This is a genomic window from Streptomyces sp. NPDC041122 (genome assembly GCF_055592445.1).
Genome location: NZ_JBVIYQ010000008.1, coordinates 194595 through 221038, shown reverse-complemented (window position 1 = coordinate 221038; position 26444 = coordinate 194595). Strand labels below are relative to the sequence as shown.

Below are 26444 nucleotides of genomic sequence, written 5' to 3'. Positions count from 1 at the left end.
CGAGTACGTACATACCCCCGCGGCCCCGCACCCACAGACGGGCACTAGGCGCAGACCCCAGCCCACACACACCCGCACCCGCACCCGCACCCACGCCCGCACCCCCAGCCCCCTCTCACACCGCCGCGATCCGCGCATGCAAGTGCATGTCGTGCCACCCGTCCTCATGCAGCAACGCACTCCGCTTCGTCCCCTCCACCACGAACCCCGTCTTCAGGGCGACCCCGCACGACGCCTCGTTCTCCATCGAGTGAGTCAGTTCGAGTCGGTGCAGGCCCACCTCCTCGAAGGCCCAGCGGGTGAGCGCGGTGACCGCGCGGGACGCGACGCCCCGGCCACGAGCCGCCGGCATCGTCCAGTACGCCACCTCCGCCTGCCCCTCGGAGAGCGCGATGCAGCGCAACGCGACCCGCCCCACCACCCCGTCGGACCCGGCATCGGCAACCGCCCAGAACGCGTCGCGCTCGTCCGCCCACGCCTTGCGCCAGCCCTCTATCCAGCCCCGCACCTCACTCTCGGAGTCGGCCACGCGCGCGTGCCAGCGCTGTATCACGGGGTCCTGGAACGCCTCGTAGACGGCGGGCGCGTCGGCGGACGACCAGGGGCGCAGCACCAGGCCGCCGGGGACGGGAAGCGTGGGCTGCGCACGGCGGGCGAGCGCACCGGCCGCGACGATGTCGGAGATCTTGAAAGGCATGGGCGCATCGTGCCAGCGCGCACGCGGGCCAGGGCAGTGGTTTTCCGGGGCGCACATGAGCCCACGGGCGCCACGACCGCGCGCCCCGCACACCCGTCCGCCCCAGGGGATCCGTGAACCCGCCCCAGCAGATCCCCACACACCCTGCCGCGCCCACCCCGCACACCCCTGACCTGCGAAGCCCCGTACGCTGCCCCTCCCAACTGCCCCTCCCTGCCGCGCCCACCCGCACATCCCCGCCCCGCGAAGCCCCGTACGCTGACCCCCTGATGAGACGCAAGCGCCGCCCACCGCCCTCCCCGCTCCCCCAGCGCGACGGCATCGACCCCGTCCGGGTCGCCCTGCCGCCCGACGGAACGTGGTCGACCGTGCGCGCCTTCCTGGCGGAGCGGCTCCCGATCGGCACCGACGCCGTCGACGCGATGGTGCGGGACGGCCGGTTCGTCGGCGCGGACGGCGCACCGGTGACCCCGGCAACCCCCTACCGGCCGGGCGCCTCCGTCTGGTTCCACCGGGACCACCCCGCGGAGGTCCCCGTCCCGTTCCCCCTCGACGTCGTCCACCGCGACGAACACATCGTCGTCGTGGACAAGCCGCACTTCCTCGCGACGATGCCACGCGGCAGCCACGTCACGCAGACCGCCCTCGCCCGCCTGCGCACGGAGCTCGGCATCCCGACGCTGGGCGTCGCCCACCGCCTCGACCGGCTGACCGCGGGCCTGCTCCTGTGCACCGTACGACCCGAGGAACGCGGCGCGTACCAGACGCTGTTCCGCGACCGCAGCGTGCGCAAGGAGTACGAGGCCGTCGCACCGTACGACCCGGACGTCCCGCTCCCGAGCACCGTGCGCAGCCACATCGTGAAGGAGCGCGGGATCATCGCCGCGTACGAGGTGGAGGGCGCGGAGCCGAACAGCGAGAGCCGCATCGAACTCGTCGAGCACCGCGCCGTTCTCGGCCCCAGCCACCTCGACGGAGACCACTGCCTCCTCGACGGAGACCACCGCCTCGGCCGCTACCGCCTCACCCCGCACACCGGCCGCACCCACCAACTCCGGGTCCACATGGCCGCGTTGGGGCTGCCGATCCTCGGCGACCCGGTCTACCCGGTGGTGGCCGAGCCGACCGCGGCGGACGACTTCCGGCGGCCGCTGCAACTCCTGGCAAAGGTCCTGGAGTTCACGGATCCGGTCACGGGCGTCGCCCACCGCTTCGTCAGCGGCCGGACGCTGACCGCCTGGTCCTCGTACGACGACTGGGCGCGCTAGCGCAGGACCACCGGTGGCCGGCGGCCGGTATCAGTAACCGCGCCACCAGACGAGGAAGCGCTGCCACGCCCCCTTGGGCCGCGCATCCGCCTCGGGCGCCCCGGCGGGCGCGGCGGGAGTCTGCACCGCGTGAGCGGGGCCGGCGGCCGAGGCGACCGGCTCCGGCCGGCGCGGCGCCGGCGAGGACACCTGCCAGTCCCTGCGCGGCGTCGGCAGTTGCGCCGACGGACGCGCCATGACGTCCTGCGGCGGCCGCGGCGCGAACTTGACCGGCAGCTCCACCAGGTGCCGCGACAGGATCGACGACGTCCAGCGCAACTCGCTTTCGTCCACGGAGAGTTCGACGTCCGGCAGTCGCATCAGGAGCGCGTCGACACCGGTGTCCGCGATGGCACGGCCGATGTCCTGGCCGGGACACTCGTGCGGGCCGCCGCTGAACGCGAGGTGCGAGCGGTTGCCCTGCATGTTGGCGGCAAGGTCGGGCCGCACCACCGGGTCGACATTGCCCGGCGCGATGCCCAGGATCAGACCGTCGCCCGCCCGGATCTGCTGACCGCCGAGCTGGGTGTCCTGCTTGGCGAAGTAGCCGACCATCGCGCTGAACGGCGGTTCGTCCCACAGGGACTGCTCGACCGCCTCGGGGACCGTCATCTGCCCGCCGCTGAGCTGGGCGCGGAAGCGCGGGTCGGTGAGGACCATCCGCAGGACGTTGGCGATGAGGTTGGCGGTGGCCTCGTACGCGGCGATGAGGACCAGGCGCAGATGGGCGCCCACCTCGTCGTCGGAGAGGCGCGCGGGGTGGGCGAGGAGGTTGCTGGTGAAGTCCTCCTCCGGGTTGGCCCGGCGCCGCGCGACCAGTCCCATCAGGACTTCCATCACGTACGCGTTGCTGGCGATGGCGGTCTCGGTGCCCTTGATCATGTCGCGGGCGGACTGCACCATGCGCTCGTTGTACTCCTCCGGCATGCCGAGGACGTGGCACATCACCATCATCGGCAGGTGCTCGGCGAACTGGCTGACCAGGTCGGCGCGGCCGTCCTGGCAGAAGTCGTTGAGCAGGTGGTTCGTGTAGCGGTTGATGTAGCGGCGGATGCCGCGGTGGTCGATGCCGGACATGGCGCCGGTGACCGCGCCGCGCAGCCGCTGGTGCTCGTCGCCCTCGACGAAGCTGCACATCGGCTGCCAGGTGAAGACGGGCGCGAGCGGGTGGCCGGGTCCCGCGGTGCCGTCCTGCACGGCGCGCCAGCGGCGCGAGTCGCGGGTGTACTGCGAGGGGGTGCGGACCATGTGGAGGTTCTCGCTGTGGCCGAGGACCGCCCAGATCGGCACGTCGTTGTGGATCAGTACGGGCGCGACCGGGCCGTGCTCGGCGCGCAGCTTCTCGTACAGCCCCGCGAGGTCGGCGTCGGCCTCGGGACCGTAGAGGCGGCGCAGGCCGCCGGGGCCGAGGCCGTGGGCGGGGCAGCCGGGCGGCGCGGCGGCGGGGCCGTCGGTTCCGGGCCAGGAAGAGGAGGTCGTCACGGTCGTCGCTCCGGGATTCGCTGAGGGGTTCCGGGTTTCTTGGTTGCTGGGCACGGGGTCCGGGACACGGCGGTCCGGGACATGAAGGTGCGGGACACGATGCGGGACACGAAAGGGGTGGGACGTGGCGGTTCGCGGCAGGGCGGTGCGGGCGCGGCACGGTTCAGACGCGCGTCACCGTCAGGGAGTGCAGATAGCGCATCAGGGTCATCAGGACGTCCCGGCTTGACTCCCGGCGGCGCGCGTCGCAGGCCATGATCGGCACTTCGGGTTCCAGGTCGAGGGCCCGGCGCAGGGTCTCGATCGGGTGGTGCGGCGCGTCGGGGAAGTCGTTGACGGCGACGACGAACGGCACCCCGCGCTCCTCCAGGCGGCCGATCACGTCGAAGCTGACCTCCAGGCGGCGGGTGTCGATCAGGACGACCGCGCCGAGCGCGCCCTCGAAGAGGCCGTTCCACAGAAACCAGAAGCGTTCCTGGCCGGGGGTGCCGAAGAGGTAGAGGACGAGCTCGTCGGAGATGCTGATCCGGCCGAAGTCCATCGCCACGGTGGTGGCGGTCTTGGACTCGGAGCCGTAGTTGTCGTCGACCCCGATGCCCGCCTGGGTCATGGTCTCTTCGGTCGTCAGCGGGCGGATCTCGCTCACCGAGCCGACCATCGTGGTCTTGCCGACCCCGAACCCGCCCACGATCACGACCTTCACGGCGGCCGTGGCCGTGTGCGGCAGGACGTCCTCGCTGCGGGGTCCGGTGATCGTGTCAGAGCTTTTGAAGTCCATGCATCACCGCTTCGAGGAGGGATCGGTCGGGGAGCGCGGAGCGGACGATGGGGGCGCGCGCCTGGATGAGCTCGGATCCGAGTAACTCCGTCAGCACGACCGTCACCACACTGAACGGCAGCGCCATGTACGCCGAGAGCTCGGCGACGGAGAGCGGCGTCGTGCACAGCCGCAGCACCGCGGAGTGCTCGGGCTGGGCGGTGGGCGAGGCCTCGCCCTGCGCGACGACCAGGGTGACGAGGTCGAGCGGCGCCCGCTCGGAGCCCTCGCCGGTGAGGATGTACAGCCGCTCCGGGTTCTCGGGGCTGCGGCGCTCCCGTTGGGGAGGCGCGCCGGCCTGCGGCGGGCCGTCGCCCTGCTCCGCACCTCGGGCGGAGTCCGGCGGAGGAGTCATACGGCCTGCCCGTCACGCCGCGGCGGGCTGGTCAGATGGGCCCCGATGCGTACCACCAGGTCGCGCATGCGGGTGCCGATGAGGCCCGCGTCGACGGTCTCGTCGGCGAGGACGGCGAGGTAGGCGCCGGCACCCGCGGCCATCAGGTAGAAGTAGCCGCCGTTGATCTCGATGATGACCATCTTCATGCCGCCGTCGCTGTGCGGGATCTCGGTGGCCACGGCGGCGGCCAGGCTCTGCAGTCCCGCGCAGGCCGCGGCGATGCGGTCGGCCGCGTCCGGGTCACCGCCGTAGCGCGCGATACGCAGGCCGTCGGCCGAGAGCACCACGATCTGCCGGGTCTGTGGCACCCCGTCGGCGAGCTCCTTCAGCATCCAGTCGAAATTGGCGCGTTGCTGGATCACTGCCAGTCCCTCTCGTCGGCGCTGCCGTGGTGGTTGCGGTTGGTTCCCTGCGGGGGAAAGGATCCCTCGGCCGTGGACCCGTCCGCGGCGGTTCCGGGCGGCGGCACCGGATCGGGGTCACCCTCGTCCTCGCCCTTGACGCCCTTCATGAACGCCTCGATCCACAGGCCCGGTTCGGGCTCCTCGCGCTTCGGCGCGGGGACCGGTGGCGGGGCGGTCGCGGCGGCGTGGGCCTCGGCGATCCGCTGGGCCTCGGCCTCCTGGGCGTACCGCTCGCTGAGTGAGATCTTGACGCGGCTGCGGCGCTGCGGCAGCCCGTTCGGGGTCCATTCGGTGACCTCGGGGACGTCGTCCTCCATGGTCGCGGTGGCCGGGGAGCGCAGCGGCGGGCCCGCGGTGACGACGCGGGGCTTCTTGCGGCGGATGTTGCGGGCGGGCTCCTCGATGGTCCGTCCCGCGTTGTCCACGCGCGGTACGGCGGAGGCGCCGATGCCGTGCGCGAGACCGGGCGCCGGGCCCGTGGTGATCATCTCGCGCGGCACGATGAGGACGGCGCGGACCCCGCCGTAGGCGGACTGCCGTAGGGAGACCTGCAGGTTGTACATCTGCGAGAGGCGGCCGACCACGGCCATGCCGAGGCGGGGCGTCTCACCGAGGTCGTTGAGGTCGATGCCGGCCTGCGCCTGCTCCAGCATCCGCTCGGCGCGGGCGCGGGCCTCCTCGCTGAGGCTGACGCCGCCGTCCTCGATCTCGACGGCGATGCCGGTCTGCACCTCGACGGCGGTGACGTGCACCTTGGTCTGCGGCGGAGAGTACCGGGTGGCGTTGTCGAGGAGTTCGGCACAGGCGTGGATGAGCGGCTCGACGGAGGTGCCGTGGATCGCGACGTTGGCGATCGAGTGCAGTTCGACGCGCGGGTAGTCGAGGATCCGGGACATCGCGCCGCGCAACACGCTGAACAGCGGTACGGGCTTGGGCCACTGGCGGCCGGGGCGGGCGCCGCCGAGCACCGCGATGGAGTCGGCGAGGCGGCCGATCAGCGCGGTGCCGTGGTCGATGCGCAGCAGGTCGTCGAAGACCTCGGGGTTGCGCCCGTGGAACTCCTCCATGTCGCGCAGTTCCGCGGCCTGTTGGTGGACGATCGACTGGACGCGCCGGGCGATGTTGACGAAGGCGCGCTGCGCGGACTCGCGCATCGCTTCCTCGCGGTCCAGCGTCTCCAGGACCGAGCGCAGCAAGTCGCGTTGGGCGTCGGGCAGTTCGCGGTAGGACTCGTCGGCGTCCACGACCTTGCGGACCACGTCGGCGGGCGATTCGCCCTGCCGCAGCCGCCAGAGCGCCTCGGGCAGGATCTCCCGGCCCAGGCGTACGGTCTCCTCGTCGTGGGAGGCGATGCGCCGCTCCAGGAAGGCCAGCCGCTGTCCGTACTGTGCGCGCTGCCCCCGGATGGTCCGGCCGCGCCGCACGGCTTCGGCGCCGACCACGATGACCATGAGGGTCGCGACGGCGCCGCACCAGCCGACGGCGGGGCGGGCCGGTTCCGTCACCGATGCGACGGCGGCTCCGGTGGCCGCGGCCATCAGCATGGCGGGCAGCAACAGCACACGCGCGTAAGGGACTTCTCGGCCACCGGGAGGCGATTGAACACTCACCATGTATGCCCTCTGAACACTCGTCTTGGGGGGAATGACGTCTTTGGGGGGTGAAGGTACATATGCAGGGTTTTGCCGGGACGACAAAGCGAACGATCGAAAGATTTGGGAACAAGCGCGCGAATCTGTCGCAACTCGTTCAACTTGCCGCGCTCCGGGCGAGCTTAGTCCGCCGAAATCGCCGCCGTGTCATATTCGCCAACCCCCTGCAGAGGCCGCACCGAGAGGCATACACTCTGCTCTTTTGTACACGCGGCGATCATTCGAACACGTGGAGTAACGCGTCGAACGACACCGGCCCGCGGTCACGACACCGCCCCCGAGGTCCGGAAGCTCTCCGGTCCTCGGGGGCGGTCTCCGCGCCTCGGGGCGTCAGCCCACCGAGCTGTACGCCACCACGCCGCGGAGCAACTGGTCCACGGCCTTGCGGGCGTTCTTCGCCACCGTGCTGTTCTCCCGCGGGGCCGCCGCGGAGATCTGGCCGAGGACGTCGATGACCTGCTTGCACCAGCGCACGAAGTCACCGGCCGGCATCTCCGCCTCGCGCAGCACCTCGTCGAGCCCCTTGTCGGAGGCCCACATGTACGCCGCCCAGGCGAAGCCCAGGTCGGGTTCGCGCTGCCCGACCCCCTCCGCCTGATTGATCTTGAACTCTTCCTCGAGGCCGTCGAGCCGGCCCCAGATCCGGACCGTCTCGCCGAGGGCCGCCTTCACCGCGCCGGACGGCAGCTTCGGCGCGATGGCGTCGTCACCGCTCCGCGCCTCGTACACCAACGCCGAGACGCACGCGGCCAGTTCGGCCGGGCTCAGCCCCTCCCACACGCGGGCGCGCAGGCACTCGCTGGCCAGCAGGTCCAGCTCGCCGTAGAGCCGGGCGAGCCGCTTGCCGTGCTCGGTGACCTCGTCGCCGCGCAGATAGTCGAGCTCGGTGAGGAGGGCGACGATCCGGTCGAAGGTGCGGGCGATGGTGTTCGTCCGCCCCTCGATGCGACGCTCCAGCTGCGAGGTGTCGCGCTTGAGGCGGTGGTACCGCTCGGCCCAGCGCGCGTGGTCCTCGCGCTCGTCGCAGCCGTGACAGGGGTGCGCGCGCAGCTCCGCGCGCAGCCGGGCGATCTCCTGGTCGTCGGCGGCCTCCGCGCGCCCCTTGCGGTGCCGGTCGGGCACGATGTGCCCGGCCTTGGTGCGCAGCGCGGAGGCCAGGTCGCGGCGGGACTGCGGCGAGCGGGCGTTGAACGACTTCGGGATGCGCATCCGCTCCACGGCCTCGACGGGCACCGGGAAATCCATCGACGCGAGCCGCTTGACCTGGCGCTCGGCGGTGAGGACGAGCGGCCGGGGGCCCTCCACGTGGTCGAAGCCCCGGTGGCCGTTGGCCCGGCCGGCCGCGATCCCCGGGTCGAGGACGAGCGCGAGGCCCGCGTACTTCCCGGTGGGGACGTGGATGACGTCGCCCGGCTTCAGCTTCTCCAGGGCGGCCGCGGCGGCGACCCTGCGCTGGGCCGCGCCCTGCTTGGCCAGTTCGTTCTCCCGGTCCTTGAGCTCGCGGCGCAGCCGCGCGTACTCCTCGAAGTCGCCGAGGTGGCAGGTCATGGAGGCCTGGTAACCGGCCAGGCCCTCCTCGTTCTTCTGCACCTGCCGGGAGATCCCGACGACCGACTTGTCGGCCTGGAACTGCGCGAAGGAGGTCTCCAGGAGCTCACGCGAGCGGTGCCGCCCGAACTGCTCGACCAGGTTCACCGCCATGTTGTACGACGGCTTGAAGCTGGAGCGGAGCGGGTACGTGCGCGTACCGGCGAGGCCGGCCAGGTGCTCGGGGCTCATGGCGCGCTGCCAGAGCACCACCGCGTGGCCCTCCACGTCGATGCCGCGGCGCCCCGCGCGACCGGTGAGCTGGGTGTACTCGCCCGGGGTGATGTCCGCGTGCTGCTCGCCGTTCCACTTGACGAGCTTCTCCAGCACCACGCTGCGCGCGGGCATGTTGATGCCGAGGGCGAGGGTCTCGGTGGCGAAGACGGCCTTGACGAGGCCGCGCACGAACAGCTCCTCGACGACCTCCTTGAAGGTGGGCAGCATGCCCGCGTGGTGCGCCGCGATGCCGCGCTCCAGCCCCTCCAGCCACTCGTAGTAGCCGAGGACGTGGAGGTCCTCGTCCGGGATCGACGCGGTGCGCTCCTCGACGATCTGGCGGACCGTCATGCGCGCCTCGTCGTCGTTCAGCCGCAGCCCCGCGTACAGACACTGCTGTACGGCGGACTCGCAGCCCGCGCGGCTGAAGATGAACGTGATGGCGGGCAGCAGCCCCTCGGCGTCGAGCCGCTCGATGACCTCGGGGCGGCCCGGCGTCCAGATCCGCGACCGCTGGCGGCGCTCCCGCTCGCGGTCGGCCTCCCGGACCATCTTGCCCCTGCGGCGGTCCCGCGGGTTGTACGAACGGCTGGCCTCCATCCGGGCCATGCGCGTGAGGTCGGGGTTGACCGCCTTCTTGTGGCCCTCGCCCTCCTCGAAGAGGTCGTACATCCGCCGGCCGGCGAGCACGTGCTGGAAGAGCGGCACGGGCCGGTGCTCGGAGACGATCACCTCGGTGTGGCCTCGGACGGTGTCGAGCCAGTCGCCGAACTCCTCGGCGTTCGACACCGTGGCCGACAGGGAGACCAGCGTGACCGACTCCTGAAGATGGATGATCACCTCCTCCCAGACGGCGCCGCGGAAGCGGTCGGAGAGGTAGTGCACCTCGTCCATGACCACATAGCCGAGGTTCAGCAGCGACTGCGAGCCCGCATACAGCATGTTCCGCAGGACCTCGGTGGTCATGACGACCACCGGAGCCTCGCTGTTGACGCTGTTGTCGCCGGTGAGGAGGCCGACCTTGTCCGCGCCGTACCGCTTGGCGAGGTCGGCGTACTTCTGGTTGGAGAGCGCCTTGATGGGCGTGGTGTAGAAGCACTTCTTGCCCTGCTCCAGGGCGAGGTGCACGGCGAACTCGCCGACGATCGTCTTGCCCGAGCCGGTGGGGGCGGCGACGAGCACGCCCTTGCCCGCCTCCAGCGCCTGGCAGGCCTCGATCTGGAAGGGGTCGAGGCCGAATTCGTACATCTCGCGGAAGGACGCGAGTGCGGTGGCCTGCTCGACAGCGCGCTTGCGCGCCGCCGCATACCGCTCGGCCGGAGAGAGGTCCTCTGTCATCGTGCTTTCGAGACTACCGGCCACCACTGACAACGGACGATCATTATCCGAAGGGGACGGAACGCGGCAGCTCAGCGGTCCGCACCGGGCGGCCCGCTCAGGGCGCGAGCACCCGCACCGCCCCCGGCACGCACCGGGCGGTCAGCGGCAGCGCGCCGAGCGGCTCCCCGTCGGCGTAGCCGGTGATGCCGGGCGCGGCCAGCTCGACCTCGGCGGCGCGGTACACGGTGACCTTGGGATGGTCGAGGTGCGTGCCCTTATAGACGCGGGGAAAGACCTTGAGCAGCGTGGTACGGCTGCAGTCCCCCACCACGGTGACATCGAAGAGCCCGTCGCCCAGGTCGGCCCCGGCGCAGATCCGCATGCCGCCGCCGTACGAGGTGCCGTTGCCGACCGCCACCAGCGTCGCCTCCACCTCGTGGACGTCGCCGCCGTCCAGCGTGATGCGGTACGGGATCGGCCGGAACGCCGCCAGCTCCGCGACCATCGCCAGGTCGTACTTGAACCGGCCGGTGGGCCAGCGCATCCGGTTGCCCCGGTCGTTCACCCGGGAGTCGAAACCGGACGCGAGCACGGTCCCGAACCAGGTGTCGCCGACCCTGCCCAGGTCGACGTCGCGGGTGTACGCGCCCTTGAGCGCCTCCGCCACGATCTCCCCCGCGGCGGCCGGCTCCCGCACCGGCAGGCCGAGGGCGCGGGCGAAGTCGTTGCCGGTGCCCACCGCGATCACTCCGAGCGGAGTACGGGTCCCGGCCACGGCCTGCAGCGCGAGGCTCGCCATGCCGTCGCCGCCGACGGCGATCAGGGCCCCCGTACCGCCCTCGACGGCCGCACGGGCCCGCCGCAGCGCGTCCGGGGCGTCCTCGCCGATGACCGTCCGTACGGAGAAGCCGCGCGCCCGCAATGCGGAAGCGGCCGGCTGCGCCGCGTGGGCGCCCCGGCCGCGGCCCGCGGTGGGATTGACGAAGAGGGTGATCTCGCTGGTCACTGGGGTCCCCCCGAAGATGTGTGCGGGAGGACCCTACAAGCTCACGTGATGTCGTCGAAACCGTTCACCCGATGATCGGCCCGTCCGGTGCCCGCCTGCTCGGGCAGCGCCCGGGGCGGCCGCACCGATTCGATCCCGTCGACCGGCTCGGGCGTGAGGTCGAGTTCGGAGGCCTCGTCGTCGTCGAGCTCGGCGTCGGGGTCGTTGCGACGGCGGCGCTTGTCGTTCAGGAGCGAGAAACCGACGGCCATGAAGTACAGGACGACGATCGGGCCCGCCAGGGCGATCATGCCGACCGGGTCGGTGGTCGGGGTCGCGACGGCGCCGAAGACGAAGACGCCCATGACCACGCCGCGCCACCACGTCGCCATCCGGCGGCCGGTGACCATGCCGGTCATGTTGAGCATGACCAGGAGCAGCGGCAGCTCGAACGAGGCGCCGAAGACGAGGACCATCCTGACGGTGAAGTCGAGGATCGTGTCCATCGGAAGGAGGTTCTCGGCCCCGTCGGGCGTGATGCCGAGCAGCACGCGCATGGAGACCGGGAGGATCGTGTAGGCCAGCCAGGCGCCGCCGAAGAAGAGCGGCACCGCGGCTCCGACGAACCAGTACGTGTACTTGCGCTCGTGCTTGTGCAGACCAGGGGCGACGAACGCCCACAGCTGGTACAGCCAGACCGGGCTGGAGACGATGATGCCGACCATGAGGCTGACCTTCACCGTGGTGGTGAAGGGCGACAGCAGGTCGTTGAAGGTCACCTTCGCGCAATGGCCGCCGGTCGGGTCCATGCCGGGCTTGCAGCGCGGCACGGGATCAGCCAGGAACTCCATGAGCTGTTGGCTGTAGAAAGCGGCCACGATCGAGACGATCGTGATCGCGAGGAGCCCCTTGGCGAGCCGGTTGCGGAGCTCGCGAAGGTGCTCCGCGAGGGGCATCCGCCCCTCGGGGTCCTTCTCCTTCTTGCGGGCAGACTTGAGCAACCCACGTCCTCATCTCGTGCGGCAGGCCGGCCGGCGCCGGCCTTGGATCAGCGCTGCGTCGTACGGTCGGTCGGCTCGGCGACCGGGCGCGAGCTGGTCACATCGCCGGGGGCGGCCTGGATCGTGCGCTTCTGGACGGCCGGGTCGCTCGGCGGGTCGGCCGGAGCGGCGGCGTCGTCCTTGCTGTCGGACTTCATGGCCTTGGCCTCGCTCTTGAGGATGCGGGCCGACTTGCCGAGGGAGCGCGCCATGTCGGGCAGCTTCTTGGCTCCGAACAGCAGGACGATCACGACGAGGATGAGAATGATCTCGGGGGCTCCGAGCCTACCCATAGCTGTATACCTTCTTCACCGAGGCGTCAGGAGTCTGGTTCGCTCGGCAGACCGGACATTCATCCGATCTCCCCACGCGTGCAGCGATCGTAACCCCCCGGGGTAAACGCTCGGCAATCCCCGCGCATACTCCGAGTACGGCCCCCGCCTCGATCCCGGGCCGCATTTCGCAGCGTACCCGCCACCGTCGGGGAGTTGACAGGCCGCGGACGCTAAAGAGCCCCTCGCCCCGCACGGGCCGCACCGGCCGCGGCCCGCTCCAGGTCCTCCGCGGCGCTGTTGATCCGCCGTGTGGTCTCGGTCACTTGACGCGCGAGCCGCTGCGCCTCCACGAAGACCTTGATCGCCAGTACGCCGAGGACGGCGAGGCCCAAGAAGCCCGCCGCGATCGCGAGCATCGCCCAGAACATGCGCCGAGCCTAGACGGTCGAGTGCAGACGCAGCGTCCGCACCCCGCCGCCGGTGAGGAGTTCGACGATGCGCTCGCCCGCGGGCTTGCGCACCGCCGCCCCGCACTCGGGGCAGGTGAAGGAGTAGAAGGTGGTGCGGGGGCCGGCGCCGATCGCGAGCCGCAGCGCCCCGGCGGAGAGCTCGAAGCGGGCACGGCAGTCGGGGCAGGCGGCGGTGAAGAGGACGGGGGTACGCCGCGTCTGCGCGGGCACCCCCGGAAGTCCGGCCGTGGTCGGTGTGCTCAACGCCCTTGCTCCTGACGCTCGAAGTCCCTCTCGTACGCCTCCAGGGCCTCGGCCGCCGCCTGCCGCGCGCTGTCGGCCAGCTCGACCGGGGAGACGATCCGCCCGTCCCCGCCGAGCCGCAGCGCGAGCCGGCGCAACGAGGCGGGGTCGGGGGTGCGCAGCGTGATCCGCAGCCCGCCGTCGGGCAGCTCCTCCGCGCTGTCGTGCGGGTAGTACTCGGCGACCCAGCGGCCGCCGGGGCCGACCTCGACGACGACCTCGGGGTCCTCGGCCGCGGGCTGCACGAGGCCTTCCGAGAGGTCGCGCAGTTCGACCTCGGGCGGCGCGGACGGCTCGTCCAGGATCTTGATCTCGGCGACCCGGTCGAGCCGGAAGGTGCGCCGCGCCTCGGAGCGCCGGCACCACGCCTCGACATAGGTATGACCGACGCTCACCAGGCGGATGGGGTCGATCTCCCGCTCGGTGACCTCGTCGCGCGCGGGCGAGTAGTAACGGATCCAGAGTCTTCGGCGCTCGGAGATGGCGCGGTCGACGTCGGCGAAGACGCCGCCCTCGGACTCGAAGGTCACCGAGAGGCGGGAGCTGGCGCCCGCCGCCTCACCGGCCGCGGTCTCCAGCTTCGCGGTCGCGCGCAGCAGCGCGAGCCGGTCGCTCTCGCGCAGGCCGGGCAGGGTGGACACGGCGCGGGCGGCCACGAGGAGCGCGGTGGCCTCGTCGGCGGCGAGCCGCAGCGGCGCCGCCACGTCGTCGGGGTTGTGCCACCAGATGCGGTCGCCGTCGGTGTCGATGTCGAGGAGGTCGCCGCCGCGGAAGCTGGTGCCGCACATCGGCAGGACGTCCAGGTCGGAGATCAGCTCGTCGGGGGTGATGCCGAAGGCGCGGGCGACGTCCTCTACGTGGGCGCCGGGGCGCTCCCGCAGATAGGTCACCAGCGACAGCATCCGTCGCGTCTGGTCGATGGCGTTCGAGGCCATTGCTCTTCCGCTCCCCCTCAGCCCTTGGCCACGGCGCGCAGCCGGTCCATGACGTCGGCCCGCAGCTCCGCGGGCTCCAGGACCACCACGTCGGGCCCGAACTCCACCAGCCAGGCGTCGAGCCCGTGGCCGTACGGAATCTCCAACTCGTCCCATCCGTCGCCGCCTTCCCGCATCGCGACGGCCTTGGCCCGCAGCGGGTAGCCGGCGCCCGTGCGCAGCCGGATCAGGGCGGTGCGGTCGGCGATCTCGCCGGCCCAGCCCGCGACGGTCTCACGGACCGTGACGACGTCCGGCACGTCGGCGGTGTACTTCCCGGCGCGGGCGCGCACCTTGCCGGTGATCCGGGAGAGCCGGAAGACGCGCTCGGCGCCCCGGTCCCGGTCGAAGCCCGCGAGGTACCAGTGGCCGCGCCAGCACTCCAGGGCCCAGGGCTCGACGTGGCGCTGCTCGGGGCGGGCCGCCGTGGCCTTGCGGTACTCGAAGACGATGGGGCGGCGGTCGCGGCAGGCGAGCATCAGCGGTTCGAAGGACGCCTCGTGCGCGGGGATCCGCGGCTCCAGGGCGCTGTGGGCGCCGTAGGGGTCGGCGTCCTCGGGCAGTCCCGCGGCGCGGAGCTTCTGCAGGGCGCCGCTGGCGGCCCCGGCGAGCCGGGCCTGCTGCCAGACCTTGGCGGCCAGGCCGAGGGCGGCGGCCTCCTCGGCGTCGATGGTGATGGGCGGCAGCCGGTTGCTGTCGCGGCGGGCGAGGTAGCCGACGTCGCCGTCGAGGTTCTCCACGGTCTCGATGACCAGGCCGAGCTCGCGCAGATCGTCCTTGTCGCGCTCGAACATGCGGTTGAAGGAGTCGTCGGACCCCGCCGACCGTCCTCCGGACCCTCCGGCCGCGCCTCCCCCCGGCCCTCTGGCCGCGCCTCCCCCCGGCCCGAAGGCCTCGACGTAAGCCTCGATCGAGTCGCGCAGCTCACGCTTGCTGAGCGGCCGCCGGGTCCCGAGCAGACACAGCGCCAGATTCATCAGCCGCTCGGCCTTGGCAATGGCCATCGACGCCCTTTCTCGGCCTTACAACACACAATGCTTCCGACCGATGACCGTACCGCCCCGGGGTGTGCGGGCAAAAGCCGAGGGCCCATGCCGGACAAGCATGAGCCCTCGACGAACAGATCAGGTCAGGTACGTCCTCAGACGGAGACCAGGTCGCAGACGAAGATCAGCGTCTCGCCCGGCGCGATGCGGCCGCCACCGGCGCCGCGGTCCCCGTAGGCGAGGTGGGCCGGGATGGTCAGCTCGCGCCGGCCGCCGACCTTCATGCCCTGCACGCCCTGGTCCCAGCCGGAGATGACCTGGCCGGCACCGAGCTGGAACTCCAGCGGGTTGCCGCGGTTCCAGCTCGCGTCGAACTCCTCGCCGGTGCTGAAGGAGACGCCCACGTAGTGGACCTTGACGAAGTCGCCCGCCTTGGCGACGGCGCCGTCGCCCTCCCAGATGTCCTTGATCTGCAGGTCGGCCGGCGGCTCGCCGACGGGGAAGTCGACCTCGGGCTTGTCAATGCTCACGAAAATGCTCCTGCTTTGATACGAAAGGTCAGCTCGGACAGTCTTGCATCCCCGCGGGGGTCACATCTTCGCGAGGATGTCCACGGAGAAGACCAGCGTGGAGTCCTTCTTGATGGAGCTGCCCTGCGGGGGCTGGTCGCCGTAGCCCAGCTCCGGCGGGATGACGATGAGGACGCGGCTGCCGACCTTCTTGCCGGTCAGACCCTGCGCCCAGCCCTTGACGACCTGCGCCAGCTGGAACGACGCGAGCTGCTTGCGCTTGTACGAGGAGTCGAACTCCTTGCCGTCCGCCCAGAGCACGCCCTCGTACTGGCAGAGGAGGCTGTCGGTCTTCTTCACCTCGTCGCCGTCACCCTCCAGGATGTACGACGCGACGAGCTCCTTCGGCGCCTTCGTCTTCGGGACGTCGATGGAGGGGGCCTTGCCGTCGGTGTTGGTGCCGACCTTGGGCAGGTCCTTGTTGGACTGCGCCACCTCCTTGCCCTTGGCCGAGCTCTTGGCGGTGAAGGTGCCCACGAGGTCGACGACGAACACGAGGGTGTCGTCGCCCTTGATGCCTGCCTGCTTGTTGCCCTGCTCGCCGTATCCCATCTTCGGGGGGATGGCGAGCTCCACGCGGCTGTCGAGCTTCTTGCCGACCAGGGCCTGGTCCCAGCCGGGGATGACCTGGCCGACGCCGATCGGGAAGACCGTGGGGTTGCCCCGGTCGTAGGAGTTGTCGAAGACCTTGCCCGTCGCCCAGATCTGGCCGAGGTAATTGGCCTGCAGGTAGTCCCCCTTGACGACCTCCTTGCCCTTGCCCTCGACGAGGGTCTTGACCGCGAGGTCGGAGGACGGCTTGCCCTTGCCCTTGGCGACGGTCGGCTTCTGACCGAACTTCGTGCCCTTGGTGATCTCGGGCAGCGGGCCGTCCACGATCTTCGCGGTCGGCGGGGCCGACGCGGAGTTGGTCGGGCTGTCGCTGGGCTTGGACTTGGCCTTGTCGGCCTTGTCGTCACCACAGCCTGCCAGCGTGAGCAGGCCGGCCGGGACGGCAAGGAGGAGGGAGCGTCGGCGCACGGTGGGGGCCTCGTATCGGTCGATCTTGTGGGTTGGCGTGCGCGCAACTCTACGGCGTGAGAAGGGCGCCGCACGAGGAACGTGCGACGCCCGCGTTGCGTTCCCACAACGCCACCGGCTTCTCTTCGGTCACATGCCGGCGATGAGCTTCTCCACCCGGTCGTCGACCGAACGGAAGGGGTCCTTGCACAACACGGTGCGCTGTGCCTGGTCGTTGAGCTTGAGGTGGACCCAGTCGACCGTGAAGTCACGGCGCTGCTCCTGGGCCCGCCGGATGAAGTCGCCGCGCAGCCGCGCCCGGGTGGTCTGCGGGGGCACCGACTTGCCCTCGAAGATCTTCAAGTCGTTGCAGATACGGGCGGCTTGCCCCTTCTTCTCCAGGAGGTAGTAGAGCCCTCGCCGACGGTGGATGTCGTGGTAGGCGAGGTCTATCTGCGCGACCCGGGGGTGCGACATGGTCATGTTGTTCTTGGCGCGGTACCGCTCGATGAGCTTGTACTTCATGACCCAGTCGATCTCGGTGCCGATGCGGTCGAGGTCCTCGGTCTCGATCGCGTCCAGCGTGCGGCCCCAGAGCTCCAGGACCTGTTCGACGGTGCCGGTGCGGATGCCGCGGCGGTCGACGAAGTCCACCGCCTTCTCGTAGTACTCGCGCTGCACCTCCAGGGCCGAGGCCTCACGGCCGCTGGCCAGGCGCACCTTGCGGCGGCCCGTGATGTCGTGGCTGACCTCGCGGATGGCCCGGATCGGGTTCTCCAGGGTGAGGTCACGCATCACGGTGCCCGCCTCGATCATGCGCAGCACGAGGTCGGTGGCGCCGACCTTGAGGAGCATGGTCGTCTCGGACATGTTCGAGTCGCCGACGATGACGTGGAGCCTGCGGTAGCGCTCGGCGTCGGCGTGCGGCTCGTCGCGGGTGTTGATGATCGGCCGGGAGCGGGTGGTCGCGGAGGACACGCCCTCCCAGATGTGCTCGGCACGCTGGCTGACGCAGTACACGGCGCCGCGCGGAGTCTGCAGCACCTTGCCCGCGCCACACAGCAGCTGACGGGTGACGAGGAACGGGATGAGAATGTCCGCGAGTCGGGAGAACTCTCCATGACGGGCCACCAGATAGTTCTCATGGCAACCGTAGGAGTTTCCCGCCGAGTCGGTGTTGTTCTTGAAGAGATAGACGTCGCCCGCGATTCCCTCCTCGTGCAGGCGGCGTTCTGCGTCGACGAGCAGGCCTTCCAGAATGCGCTCGCCGGCTTTGTCGTGGGTGACCAGCTCGGTCACGTTGTCACATTCGGGTGTCGCGTATTCCGGATGTGATCCCACGTCAAGATAGAGGCGGGCGCCGTTCCGCAGAAAGACGTTGCTGCTGCGGCCCCATGACACGACACGGCGGAAGAGGTAGCGCGCCACCTCGTCAGGCGACAGGCGGCGCTGTCCCCTGAACGTGCACGTGACGCCGTACTCGTTCTCCAGCCCGAAAATGCGGCGGTCCATGACTGAACATTACGCCTGATGCCCGGCACTGAAACCGGGTTCGACGGCACCGTTTCGATCATTTTCCGATGAACCCGCAACGACCCCGGAATCCTCGACCGCAACCAGTACCCGCACGGTGGCCAGCAAAACCAGCAACGCGCCCGCGCCCGCGAGCCCGGGCACCGCGAAACCCCCCACGGTGCCGCCCCACTCGACGACCGGACCGGCCGCCGCCGTCCCCAGCGAGGCGCCCACCGTGAACGTGGTCACGAGCCAGGAGAAGGCCTCCGTGACGGTGCCACGCGGGGCGTGCCGGTCGACGATGATGAAGGCGCACGCGAGCGCCGGGGCGAGGAAGACGCCGGCGAGTGCGGCGAGCCCCGTCATGGCGGGCGCGCCGGGCGTCAGCATCAACGGCAGGTAGCAGACGGCGAGCAGCGCCACGAGCACCGTAAGGCGCCGCTCCGGCACGCCGCTCCACTGCCGCGCCCCGTACACCGAACCGCCGACGAGGGCGCCGAGGCCGAGGGCGGCCATCATCCAGCCGTAGACCGCGTCGCCGCCGTGGTCGTCCGCGTACGACACCCCGGCGACCGTGATGGAGCCGAGCGCCACGCCGACGAAGAGGAACGCGCCGAGGAGCGCGAGAAGTCCCGGCGAGCGCAGGGCCCCGAGCCAGTGCGCCTCCCGGGGAGCCGAGCGCCACGCGCGCGAGGGCTGCGACATCACTACGGAGAGGGCGCCCAACACACCGACGGCGTTGACCACGAGCAGCGCCGCCCGTTCCGACCAGAGCGCCACGCAGCCCGTGACGAGCAGCGGCCCGACGGTGAACATCACTTCCTGGGCGATGGCGTCCATCGCGTACGCGGTGTGCACCTGTTCGTCCTTGCCCAGGACGCTGGGCCACAGGGCCCGCAGACCGCCCTCCAGGGGCGGCGTGAAGAGCCCCGCGACAGCGACCGCCCCATAGGCGAGGGCCAGCCGGTCGGGGCCCGTGAAGGCGAAGGCGGCCATGCCGAGGGCGGACAGCAGGGCCGCGGGCAGCTGGACGCGCGGCTGACCGTGCAGGTCGACGAGGCGCCCGAGGAGCGGCTGCCCGACGGCGTTGGCGACACCGTACACCGCGGCGAGCCCGCCGGCCAGGCTGTAGGTCCCGCCCTCGGCGCGGATGAACAGCACGATGGCGATGGCGGCCGTGGCGTTGGGGAGCCTGCCCACCAGCGTCCCGGCAAGGAGCCGCATCGCGTACTTCGCTCGGAGGATCTCCGCGTATCCGGTGGCCACGCCCGCCTGCCCCTCCCCCGCGGCGCCGTCACGCCCGAGGTTTTACGTATAACTTCGAACGTCATACGTACCATGAGCGCTGTCCGCGGGTCCACCGAGTCGTCCGCCGTTCCCGCCGCGGACCCGAACCGGGAGGTGACCGTGGCCGGGCCACAGCAAGAATCCTTGGGGCCCCGCCCCACGAGCCGCGACGTCGCGCGCGCCGCCGGGGTCTCCCAGGCCACCGTCTCCCTGGTACTCGGCGACAAATGGCGCGGCCGGGTCGCCGAACCGACCGCCGAGCGGGTCCGCGCCGCCGCCCGGGAGCTGGGCTACCGCCCCAATCTGGCCGCCCGCAACCTGCGCCTGGGCAGGACCCGGACGGCGCTCCTCGTCGTCCCCGAGCTCACCAATGAGTTCTTCGCGCACGTCTACACCGGCGTCGCCCGCATCGCCGCCCGGCACGCCTTCGGGGTCGTCCTCTACCCCTCCCCCGACGGCGTCGGCCCCGCCCGCGACCCCTTCGCCTCGGCCCGCGCGTCCCTGGACGGCGTGCTCGCCTCCTCCATGGCCTCCGACGCGCTGGCCACCATCCGCGGCGACGACCTGCCCCTGGTGATGCTCGACAGCGACCCGGCGGGCAGCCTGGGCGCCGCCACCGTCAACCTCGACCTCGCCGACGGCATGCGCCAGGTGACGGAGCATCTGCTCGCCCTCGGCCACCGCGACTTCCTGCACCTCGCCGCGGACGTGGACTCCTGGACCTTCGACGTGCGCGCCGAAGCGCTCGCCCGGACGCTGCGCGGCACGGACACCGCCGTACGCCGCGTCGCCGCGCCGCTGAACGTCGAGGGCGCCCGCGTCGTCGCGGAGGCCGCCCTGTCCGGCCCCGGCCCCCGGCCGACCGCGGTCGTCTGCGACGACGACTTCCTCTCCGCCGGCGCCTGCAAGGCCGCGCGACGGCTCGGCCTGCGCGTCCCCGAGGACGTCTCCGTCACCGGCTTCGACGACCTGACCCTGGCGACCGCCGTGGAGCCGGAGCTGACCACCGTCCGGCTGCCCGCCGAACGCTTCGGTGAGCGCGCCATGGAGTCCCTGGTCGCCGTCCTGGAGGGCCGCGCCCCGGACGCCGCGCCGCTCCCCGTCCGGCTGGTCGTCCGCGGCTCCACCGGCCCTGCCCGCTGACCTGGCCCCGGCGCCCCCGCACACGGCGGCGCCCCGCGCCCCGGCCGTCGGGCCGGGACACGGGGCGCGCACGTCCCGGGCGGACTACTCCACGTCGCCGCCGGACGTCGGCGCCGCGGGCGGGGTCTCCGCGTCCGAGGCCGCGTCCGTCGCGCCGCCCTCGTCGAGGAGGCGGGACAGCTGGCGTCCCACGATCCGCTTGAACTTGCGCTGCTGCGGGCGCGTACGGTCGAGGACCGCCACCTCGAGCCGCTCCGCGGGGATCTCCCGCTCACTGCCGTTGGTGTCGCGGGACAGCGCCTGCACCGCGAGCTTGAGCGCCTCGGCCAGCGTCATCCCGTCCTGGTGGCGCTGGTCCAGATAGCTGCTGATCTGTTCGGCGTTGCCGCCGACCGCGACCGAGCCGTGCTCGTCCACGATCGAACCGTCGTGCGGGAGGCGGTAGATCTGGTCGCCGTCCGGCGTGGTGCCGACCTCGGCGACGACCAGCTCGACCTCGTACGGCTTCTCGGCGTTGCTGGAGAAGATCGTGCCGAGGGTCTGCGCGTAGACGTTGGCGAGGCCACGGGCCGTCACGTCGTCCCGGTCGTAGGTGTATCCACGCAGATCGGCGTAGCGGACGCCGCCGATGCGGAGGTTCTCGTACTCGTTGTACTTGCCGGCGGCCGCAAAGCCGATCCGGTCGTAGATCTCGCTGAACTTGTGCAGCGCACGGGACGGGTTCTCGCCGACGAACACGATGCCGTCGGCATACTGCATCACGACAAGGCTGCGACCACGGGCGATGCCCTTGCGGGCGTACTCCGCCCGGTCGGCCATGGCCTGCTGGGGTGAAACATAGAACGGCGTCGACACCGGATCCGTCCCTTTCTGTCAAAAAACTTCAGTCAGTGGCGAATTCGGAGCGATCAGAGCAGCGCGGCGCGCGGGCCGTCCGGCTGCTCGAGCCGCTTCTCCAGGATCGAGCGCGCGATGGCGGAGGACTCGTCGTCCGTCAGGCGCCGGAAGCCCTCGTCGGAGATGACGGTGACGATGGGGTAGATCCGGCGGGCCACGTCCGGACCACCGGTCGCCGAGTCGTCGTCGGCGGCGTCGTAGAGGGCCTGGATGACGAGGGTCGTCGCCTGCTCCTCCGTCAGATCGGCGTGGTAGAGCTTCTTCATGGCGCCGCGCGCGAAGACCGAACCCGAACCGGTCGCCGCGAAGCCGTGCTCCTCGGAGCGCCCGCCCGTGACGTCGTACGAGAAGATGCGGCCCTTCTCGCGGTCCACGTCGTACCCCGCGAAGAGGGGCACCACCGCGAGGCCCTGCATGGCCATGCCGAGGTTGCCGCGGATCATCGTGGAGAGACGGTTCGCCTTGCCCTCCAGGGAGAGCGTGGCGCCCTCCACCTTCTCGAAGTGCTCCAGCTCCAACTGGAAGAGCTTCACCATCTCCACGGCCAGACCGGCGGTGCCGGCGATGCCCACCGCCGAGTACTCGTCGGCCGGGAAGACCTTCTCGATGTCGCGCTGGGCGATCACGTTGCCCATCGTCGCCCGGCGGTCGCCGGCGAGGACCACTCCGCCGGGGAACGTCACGGCCACGATGGTCGTGCCGTGCGGTGCCTCGATCACACCCTGCGTGGGCGGCAGTTGGCGGTTGCCGGGCAGGATCTCGGGCTGATGCTCGGACAGGAAGTCCATGAAGGACGACGAGCCGGGCGTCAGGAAGGCAGCCGGCAGACGCCCTGTGCCACGATTATTGGCTTCCACGAGGTTCCTTCCAGGTAGGCGGCAGCCCGACGAACTGCGTCGGGATCGTCTCCCAACTTGCCGATGGCCGAATTGCAGTTGAAGCACGTTACGCCAGGGACCTTACCCGCCTCGCGGCGGTGATCCACATGGATCCGACGTGCCCGGTCACGGGCCAGGACTGCCCGCGGTCCGGCTTGCCGGCACCGCGGGCAGCACATCACCTCGCGACCTTCGGGCACTCTTCGAACCTTCCGTTCCACCATGGATTCGAAGGCCAAAGGAGTCTACTGCCCACCCTTTTGCACGAAGGAGCGCACGAAGTCCTCTGCGTTCTCCTCCAGCACGTCGTCGATTTCGTCAAGAACAGAGTCGACGTCGTCGCTCAGCTTCTCCTGACGCTCCTTGAGGTCCTCCGAAGCCTGCGCGTCCTGCGTCTGCTCCTCGGCCTCCTCGGTGGGACGCGTCGCCTTCTGCTGCCCGCCGCCGGTGTCCTTGGTCGCCATCTACCTCACCCCGCTCGCTCGGTTAGACGTTCTTGATCAGACCCTACGCTCCGGGTCCGACATCGGCCCCGCAGTTGGTGCAACGTGCGGGACCCACCTCTGTGATTCCCCGGGCGTTGACCTTTCAGCCGCCGGAGAGCACCCGAACCAGATCCTCTGCCGTGCGGCAGCGGTCCAGCAGTTCCTTGACGTGGTTCCGCGTGCCGCGCAGGGGCTCCAGCGTGGGGACCCGTTGCAGAGAGTCACGGCCCGGGAGGTCGAAGATGACCGAGTCCCAGGACGCGGCGGCCACGTCGTCCGCGTACTGCTCCAGGCAGCGGCCGCGGAAGTACGCGCGCGTGTCCTCGGGCGGCTTGCCGATGGCCCGCTCGACGTCCGACTCGTCCAGGAGCCGCTTCATCTTGCCCCGGGCCACCAGACGGTTGTACAGGCCCTTCTCGGCCCGTACGTCCGCGTACTGGAGGTCGACCAGGTGCAGCCGCGCCGCGTCCCAGTCGAGGCTGTCACGGCGGCGGTAGCCCTCCATGAGCTCCCGCTTGGCGACCCAGTCGAGCTCTCCGGAGAGGCTCATCGGATCGCTCTCCAGCCGGCCGAGGACGTCCTCCCAGCGGGCCAGCACGTCCTTGGTCTGTTCGTCCGCGTCCGAGCCGTAGCGCTCCTCGACGAACTTGCGGGCCAGCTCGAAGTACTCCATCTGGAGCTGTACCGCGGTGAGTGAGCGGCCGCTGCGGAGCGTGACGAGGTGCTTGAGGGTCGGGTCGTGCGAGACCTGGTGCAGGGTGCGCACCGGCTGGTCCACGGCGAGGTCGACCGCGATGAAGCCCTCCTCGATCATCGCGAGGACGAGCGAGGTGGTGCCCAGCTTCAGATAGGTCGAGATCTCCGAGAGGTTCGCGTCGCCGATGATGACGTGCAGCCTGCGGTACTTCTCGGCGTCGGAGTGCGGCTCGTCCCTGGTGTTGATGATGGGCCGCTTGAGGGTCGTCTCCAGGCCCACCTCGACCTCGAAGTAGTCCGCGCGCTGGCTGAGCTGGAAGCCGTGCTCGTGGCCGTCCTGGCCGATGCCGACGCGTCCCGCGCCGGTGACGACCTGGCGGGAGACGAAGAACGGCGTCAGGTGCCGCACGATGTCCGAGAAGGGGGTCTCCCGCTTCATCAGGTAGTTCTCGTGCGTGCCGTACGAGGCGCCCTTGTTGTCGGTGTTGTTCTTGTACAGGTGGATCGGCTGGGCGCCGGGGAGTTGGGCCGCGCGGTCGGCGGCCTCGGCCATGATGCGTTCGCCGGCCTTGTCCCACAGGACGGCGTCCAGCGGGTTGGTGATCTCCGGCGAGCTGTACTCGGGGTGTGCGTGGTCGACGTACAGGCGTGCGCCGTTGGTGAGGATCACGTTGGCCAGGCCGATGTCCTCGTCGGTCAGCTGGCTGGAGTCGGCGGCCTCGCGGGCGAGGTCGAAACCCCGCGCGTCCCGCAGCGGGTTCTCCTCCTCGAAGTCCCAGCGGGCGCGTCGCGCCCGGTGCATCGCCGCGGCATAGGCGTTGACGATCTGGGACGAGGTGAGCATGGCATTGGCGTTGGGATGGCCGGGGACGGAGATGCCGTACTCCGTCTCGATGCCCATTACTCGCCGTACGGTCATGCGGCCCTCCTTGCCCGGCGGCGCTCCCGTTCGGGAACGGCGCTCAAGTACCGCTGGTTCTCCGGTGCGTGTGCGGTGCCCGTCCCCGCACTGCGCGACTCGGCGGTACCGAAGAGCCTAGAACGCCTTTGCGCTGGTGGGGAGATCATTGCCTTCATTGAAAAACAGACGGCTGCGGGTACCCGTGAAGGACACCCGCAGCCGCCCTGTGTTCTACAGGTATTGACCGGTGTTGGCCACCGTGTCGATGGAGCGTCCGGTGTCCGCGCCCTGCTTTCCGGTGACAAGGGTGCGGATGTACACGATCCGCTCGCCCTTCTTTCCGGAGATCCTGGCCCAGTCGTCCGGGTTGGTCGTGTTCGGCAGGTCCTCGTTCTCCTTGAACTCGTCGACGCAAGCCTGGAGGAGGTGAGCGACCCGAAGGCCCTTCTGGTTCGCCTCGAGGAAGGCCTTGATGGCCATCTTCTTGGCGCGGCCCACGATGTTCTCGATCATGGCGCCGGAATTGAAGTCCTTGAAGTACAGGACTTCCTTGTCGCCGTTGGCGTACGTCACCTCGAGGAAGCGGTTCTCCTCGGATTCGGCGTACATCTGCTCGACGACGGACTGGATCATGCCGTGCACCGTGGCGTGCCGGTCGGCGCTGTGCTCGGCGAGATCGTCCGAGTGCAGCGGGAGCCGCTCGGTGAGGTACTTGGCGAAGATGTCCTTCGCCGCCTCGGCGTCCGGGCGCTCGATCTTGATCTTCACGTCGAGCCGGCCGGGCCGCAGGATCGCGGGGTCGATCATGTCCTCGCGGTTGGAGGCGCCGATCACGATGACGTTCTCCAGGCCTTCCACGCCGTCGATCTCGGCGAGCAGCTGCGGGACGATGGTGTTCTCCACGTCCGAGCTGACACCGGACCCACGGGTGCGGAAGAGGGACTCCATCTCGTCGAAGAAGACGATGACAGGGGTGCCCTCGCTCGCCTTCTCCCGCGCGCGCTGGAAGACCAGGCGGATGTGACGCTCGGTCTCACCGACGTACTTGTTGAGGAGTTCGGGGCCCTTGATGTTGAGGAAGTAGCTCTTCCCCGCGGGCTGTCCGGTGACCTCCGCGACCTTCTTGGCGAGCGAGTTGGCGACGGCCTTCGCGATCAGCGTCTTGCCGCAGCCGGGGGGCCCGTACAGCAGCACGCCCTTCGGCGGCCGCAGTTCGTGCTCCTTGAAGAGGTCGGGATAGAGGTACGGAAGCTCGACGGCGTCCCGGATCATCTCGATCTGGCCGCCGAGACCGCCGATCTTCTCGTAGCTGATGTCGGGGACTTCTTCGAGGACGAGCTCCTCGACCTCGCTCTTGGGAACGACCTCGTAGACGTAGCCGGAGCGGGGTTCGAGCAGCAGGGCGTCGCCGGGACGGATGGTGACGTCCAGCAGCGGCTCGGCGAGCCGTACCACCCGTTCCTCGTCGGTGTGCCCGACCACCAGGGCGCGCTCGCCGTCCTCGAGGATCTCCTTGAGGGTGACGATGTCCCCCACGCTCTCGTACTCCATGGCCTCGACCACGTTGAGCGCTTCGTTGAGCATTACTTCCTGGCCGCGCCTGAGCTCTTCGAGCTCCACGCTCGGGCTGACGTTCACCCGGAGCTTGCGGCCCCCGGTGAAGATGTCCGCCGTGCCGTCCTCGTTCGCCACGAGGAAGACTCCGAAGCCGGCCGGCGGCTGCGCGAGCCGGTCGACTTCCTCCTTGAGGGCCACGATCTGGTCGCGGGCCTCACGGAGCGTGTTGGCGAGCCGCTCGTTCTGCGCGGACACGCCGGCCAGGTTGGTCTGCAGCTCGACGATCCGCTCTTCGAGAATCCTCGTATGACGCGGAGAGTCGGCGAGCTTGCGTCGCAGGACGGCGATTTCCTGCTCGAGATAGGCAACCTGACCGGCGGGGTCCTCGGACCCTCGTCCCGGCCGGATGCCGCGGTTGATGTCGTCGTCGTGGGCTGCCACGGTCCTCACCTCCTCCAAGGGGAGCTGGACGCTTCCAGACCCTACCTGGGTGGGTGTCGATTGAAACCCCTAGATCACAAAGACGATGGGGGTGTGTCCGATCTTCACCCTTGCGCTCTCCCTCACGCCAGGGGAATACCCACCCAACAACATCGGAAAGCGGGCGGTTGTATCGTCGAAGCGTT

General features: G+C 70.4%; 26 protein-coding genes. 2 read left to right on the top strand and 24 right to left on the bottom strand.

Translation table 11 applies throughout. The features are described from left to right. Positions 1–115: 115 nt before the first annotated feature. On the bottom strand, positions 116–697 hold the full coding sequence (locus tag ACZ6B8_RS27670) for a GNAT family N-acetyltransferase (protein ID WP_471080583.1): 582 nt from the start codon (positions 695–697) through the stop codon (positions 116–118). A gap of 269 nt (positions 698–966) precedes the next feature. On the opposite strand from ACZ6B8_RS27670, the gene ACZ6B8_RS27665 reads away from it, so the two are divergent. Continuing rightward, positions 967–1965: an RluA family pseudouridine synthase gene (locus tag ACZ6B8_RS27665; protein WP_471609031.1), complete on the top strand. Its 999-nt coding sequence runs from the start codon at positions 967–969 to the stop codon at positions 1963–1965. 30 nt (positions 1966–1995) lie between these two features. Here the strand turns inward: ACZ6B8_RS27665 and ACZ6B8_RS27660 are convergent, their stop codons facing one another. From ACZ6B8_RS27660 to ACZ6B8_RS27580, 17 genes are all read right to left on the bottom strand, one after another. After that, positions 1996–3486: a cytochrome P450 gene (locus ACZ6B8_RS27660; RefSeq protein ID WP_471609030.1), complete on the bottom strand. Its 1491-nt coding sequence runs from the start codon at positions 3484–3486 to the stop codon at positions 1996–1998. A gap of 163 nt (positions 3487–3649) precedes the next feature. After that, on the bottom strand, positions 3650–4264 hold the full coding sequence (locus ACZ6B8_RS27655; RefSeq protein WP_471080574.1) for a GTP-binding protein: 615 nt from the start codon (positions 4262–4264) through the stop codon (positions 3650–3652). Next, complete coding sequence (locus ACZ6B8_RS27650; protein WP_471609029.1) at positions 4245–4658, bottom strand: DUF742 domain-containing protein; 414 nt, start codon at positions 4656–4658, stop codon at positions 4245–4247. The genes ACZ6B8_RS27655 and ACZ6B8_RS27650 overlap by 20 nt, the downstream gene beginning before the upstream one ends. Next, a complete protein-coding gene (locus ACZ6B8_RS27645) occupies positions 4655–5062 on the bottom strand; it encodes a roadblock/LC7 domain-containing protein (protein WP_055556816.1) in 408 nt (135 codons plus the stop codon). The genes ACZ6B8_RS27650 and ACZ6B8_RS27645 overlap by 4 nt, the downstream gene beginning before the upstream one ends. Then, a complete protein-coding gene (locus ACZ6B8_RS27640) occupies positions 5059–6717 on the bottom strand; it encodes an ATP-binding protein (RefSeq protein WP_471609028.1) in 1659 nt (552 codons plus the stop codon). Before ACZ6B8_RS27640 ends, ACZ6B8_RS27645 begins: the two co-directional genes overlap by 4 nt. Positions 6718–7086: 369 nt before the next feature. Continuing rightward, the gene (locus tag ACZ6B8_RS27635; protein WP_471609027.1) at positions 7087–9897 is read right to left on the bottom strand and encodes a DEAD/DEAH box helicase; all 2811 of its coding nucleotides are present in this window, start codon (positions 9895–9897) and stop codon (positions 7087–7089) included. 97 nt (positions 9898–9994) lie between these two features. Beyond that, positions 9995–10885 carry a diacylglycerol kinase gene (locus ACZ6B8_RS27630; protein ID WP_471609026.1) on the bottom strand — a complete coding sequence of 297 codons (891 nt, stop codon included), beginning with the start codon at positions 10883–10885 and terminating at the stop codon, positions 9995–9997. Positions 10886–10926: 41 nt separating this feature from the next. Continuing rightward, positions 10927–11820 carry a twin-arginine translocase subunit TatC gene (gene tatC, locus ACZ6B8_RS27625; RefSeq protein ID WP_471081354.1) on the bottom strand — a complete coding sequence of 298 codons (894 nt, stop codon included), beginning with the start codon at positions 11818–11820 and terminating at the stop codon, positions 10927–10929. Positions 11821–11912: 92 nt separating this feature from the next. Next, on the bottom strand, positions 11913–12197 hold the full coding sequence (gene tatA / locus ACZ6B8_RS27620; RefSeq protein WP_471080561.1) for a Sec-independent protein translocase subunit TatA: 285 nt from the start codon (positions 12195–12197) through the stop codon (positions 11913–11915). Between the two features lie 212 nt (positions 12198–12409). Beyond that, positions 12410–12607, bottom strand: a complete 198-nt coding sequence (locus ACZ6B8_RS27615) for a hypothetical protein (RefSeq protein WP_471080558.1) — start codon at positions 12605–12607, stop codon at positions 12410–12412. 9 nt (positions 12608–12616) lie between these two features. Continuing rightward, positions 12617–12892 carry a hypothetical protein gene (locus ACZ6B8_RS27610; RefSeq protein WP_471080555.1) on the bottom strand — a complete coding sequence of 92 codons (276 nt, stop codon included), beginning with the start codon at positions 12890–12892 and terminating at the stop codon, positions 12617–12619. Continuing rightward, positions 12889–13866: a helix-turn-helix transcriptional regulator gene (locus tag ACZ6B8_RS27605; RefSeq protein ID WP_471609025.1), complete on the bottom strand. Its 978-nt coding sequence runs from the start codon at positions 13864–13866 to the stop codon at positions 12889–12891. Before ACZ6B8_RS27605 ends, ACZ6B8_RS27610 begins: the two co-directional genes overlap by 4 nt. A 17-nt stretch (positions 13867–13883) precedes the next feature. After that, positions 13884–14909 carry a helix-turn-helix transcriptional regulator gene (locus tag ACZ6B8_RS27600; protein ID WP_471080549.1) on the bottom strand — a complete coding sequence of 342 codons (1026 nt, stop codon included), beginning with the start codon at positions 14907–14909 and terminating at the stop codon, positions 13884–13886. A gap of 137 nt (positions 14910–15046) precedes the next feature. Continuing rightward, a complete protein-coding gene (locus ACZ6B8_RS27595; protein WP_471080546.1) occupies positions 15047–15421 on the bottom strand; it encodes an FKBP-type peptidyl-prolyl cis-trans isomerase in 375 nt (124 codons plus the stop codon). Positions 15422–15481: 60 nt separating this feature from the next. Continuing rightward, entirely contained in the window at positions 15482–16480 is a 999-nt protein-coding gene (locus tag ACZ6B8_RS27590) for an FKBP-type peptidyl-prolyl cis-trans isomerase (RefSeq protein ID WP_471080543.1), read from the bottom strand. A 129-nt stretch (positions 16481–16609) separates the two neighbouring features. Next, on the bottom strand, positions 16610–17971 hold the full coding sequence (pafA, locus tag ACZ6B8_RS27585; RefSeq protein WP_355810318.1) for a Pup--protein ligase: 1362 nt from the start codon (positions 17969–17971) through the stop codon (positions 16610–16612). 9 nt (positions 17972–17980) lie between these two features. Next, the gene (locus ACZ6B8_RS27580) at positions 17981–19240 is read right to left on the bottom strand and encodes an MFS transporter (RefSeq protein ID WP_471080540.1); all 1260 of its coding nucleotides are present in this window, start codon (positions 19238–19240) and stop codon (positions 17981–17983) included. Between the two features lie 72 nt (positions 19241–19312). On the opposite strand from ACZ6B8_RS27580, the gene ACZ6B8_RS27575 reads away from it, so the two are divergent. After that, positions 19313–20404, top strand: a complete 1092-nt coding sequence (locus tag ACZ6B8_RS27575) for a LacI family DNA-binding transcriptional regulator (RefSeq protein WP_471609024.1) — start codon at positions 19313–19315, stop codon at positions 20402–20404. A gap of 84 nt (positions 20405–20488) precedes the next feature. Here ACZ6B8_RS27575 and prcA read toward each other — a convergent pair whose 3' ends face one another. The 6 genes from prcA to arc form a co-directional block, all read right to left on the bottom strand. Next, positions 20489–21259, bottom strand: coding sequence for a proteasome subunit alpha (gene prcA, locus ACZ6B8_RS27570; protein ID WP_471080533.1), 771 nt, complete (start codon positions 21257–21259; stop codon positions 20489–20491). A gap of 53 nt (positions 21260–21312) precedes the next feature. After that, entirely contained in the window at positions 21313–22158 is an 846-nt protein-coding gene (prcB, locus tag ACZ6B8_RS27565; protein ID WP_471080530.1) for a proteasome subunit beta, read from the bottom strand. Further along, positions 22110–22358 carry an endonuclease domain-containing protein gene (locus tag ACZ6B8_RS27560; RefSeq protein ID WP_471081351.1) on the bottom strand — a complete coding sequence of 83 codons (249 nt, stop codon included), beginning with the start codon at positions 22356–22358 and terminating at the stop codon, positions 22110–22112. The genes prcB and ACZ6B8_RS27560 overlap by 49 nt, the downstream gene beginning before the upstream one ends. Positions 22359–22424: 66 nt before the next feature. Beyond that, positions 22425–22643 carry a ubiquitin-like protein Pup gene (locus ACZ6B8_RS27555; protein WP_471609023.1) on the bottom strand — a complete coding sequence of 73 codons (219 nt, stop codon included), beginning with the start codon at positions 22641–22643 and terminating at the stop codon, positions 22425–22427. A 124-nt stretch (positions 22644–22767) separates the two neighbouring features. After that, positions 22768–24279: a depupylase/deamidase Dop gene (gene dop / locus ACZ6B8_RS27550; RefSeq protein ID WP_471080527.1), complete on the bottom strand. Its 1512-nt coding sequence runs from the start codon at positions 24277–24279 to the stop codon at positions 22768–22770. Between the two features lie 213 nt (positions 24280–24492). Then, on the bottom strand, positions 24493–26259 hold the full coding sequence (gene arc, locus ACZ6B8_RS27545) for a proteasome ATPase (protein WP_471080524.1): 1767 nt from the start codon (positions 26257–26259) through the stop codon (positions 24493–24495). Positions 26260–26444 lie beyond the last annotated feature (185 nt).

Bases quoted from the DNA above. Each gene is read 5' to 3' on its own strand.
- ACZ6B8_RS27670 (WP_471080583.1), bottom strand. From the start codon at position 697: ATGCCTTTCAAGATCTCCGACATCGTCGCGGCCGGTGCGCTCGCCCGC.
- ACZ6B8_RS27665 (WP_471609031.1), top strand. From the start codon at position 967: ATGAGACGCAAGCGCCGCCCACCGCCCTCCCCGCTCCCCCAGCGCGAC.
- ACZ6B8_RS27655 (WP_471080574.1), bottom strand. From the start codon at position 4,264: ATGGACTTCAAAAGCTCTGACACGATCACCGGACCCCGCAGCGAGGAC.
- ACZ6B8_RS27650 (WP_471609029.1), bottom strand. From the start codon at position 4,658: ATGACTCCTCCGCCGGACTCCGCCCGAGGTGCGGAGCAGGGCGACGGC.
- ACZ6B8_RS27640 (WP_471609028.1), bottom strand. From the start codon at position 6,717: ATGGTGAGTGTTCAATCGCCTCCCGGTGGCCGAGAAGTCCCTTACGCG.
- ACZ6B8_RS27635 (WP_471609027.1), bottom strand. From the start codon at position 9,897: ATGACAGAGGACCTCTCTCCGGCCGAGCGGTATGCGGCGGCGCGCAAG.
- tatC (WP_471081354.1), bottom strand. From the start codon at position 11,820: ATGCCCCTCGCGGAGCACCTTCGCGAGCTCCGCAACCGGCTCGCCAAG.
- tatA (WP_471080561.1), bottom strand. From the start codon at position 12,197: ATGGGTAGGCTCGGAGCCCCCGAGATCATTCTCATCCTCGTCGTGATC.
- ACZ6B8_RS27615 (WP_471080558.1), bottom strand. From the start codon at position 12,607: ATGTTCTGGGCGATGCTCGCGATCGCGGCGGGCTTCTTGGGCCTCGCC.
- ACZ6B8_RS27605 (WP_471609025.1), bottom strand. From the start codon at position 13,866: ATGGCCTCGAACGCCATCGACCAGACGCGACGGATGCTGTCGCTGGTG.
- ACZ6B8_RS27600 (WP_471080549.1), bottom strand. From the start codon at position 14,909: ATGGCCATTGCCAAGGCCGAGCGGCTGATGAATCTGGCGCTGTGTCTG.
- pafA (WP_355810318.1), bottom strand. From the start codon at position 17,971: ATGGACCGCCGCATTTTCGGGCTGGAGAACGAGTACGGCGTCACGTGC.
- ACZ6B8_RS27575 (WP_471609024.1), top strand. From the start codon at position 19,313: ATGAGCGCTGTCCGCGGGTCCACCGAGTCGTCCGCCGTTCCCGCCGCG.
- ACZ6B8_RS27560 (WP_471081351.1), bottom strand. From the start codon at position 22,358: ATGTGCTGCCCGCGGTGCCGGCAAGCCGGACCGCGGGCAGTCCTGGCC.
- ACZ6B8_RS27555 (WP_471609023.1), bottom strand. From the start codon at position 22,643: ATGGCGACCAAGGACACCGGCGGCGGGCAGCAGAAGGCGACGCGTCCC.
- dop (WP_471080527.1), bottom strand. From the start codon at position 24,279: ATGACCGTACGGCGAGTAATGGGCATCGAGACGGAGTACGGCATCTCC.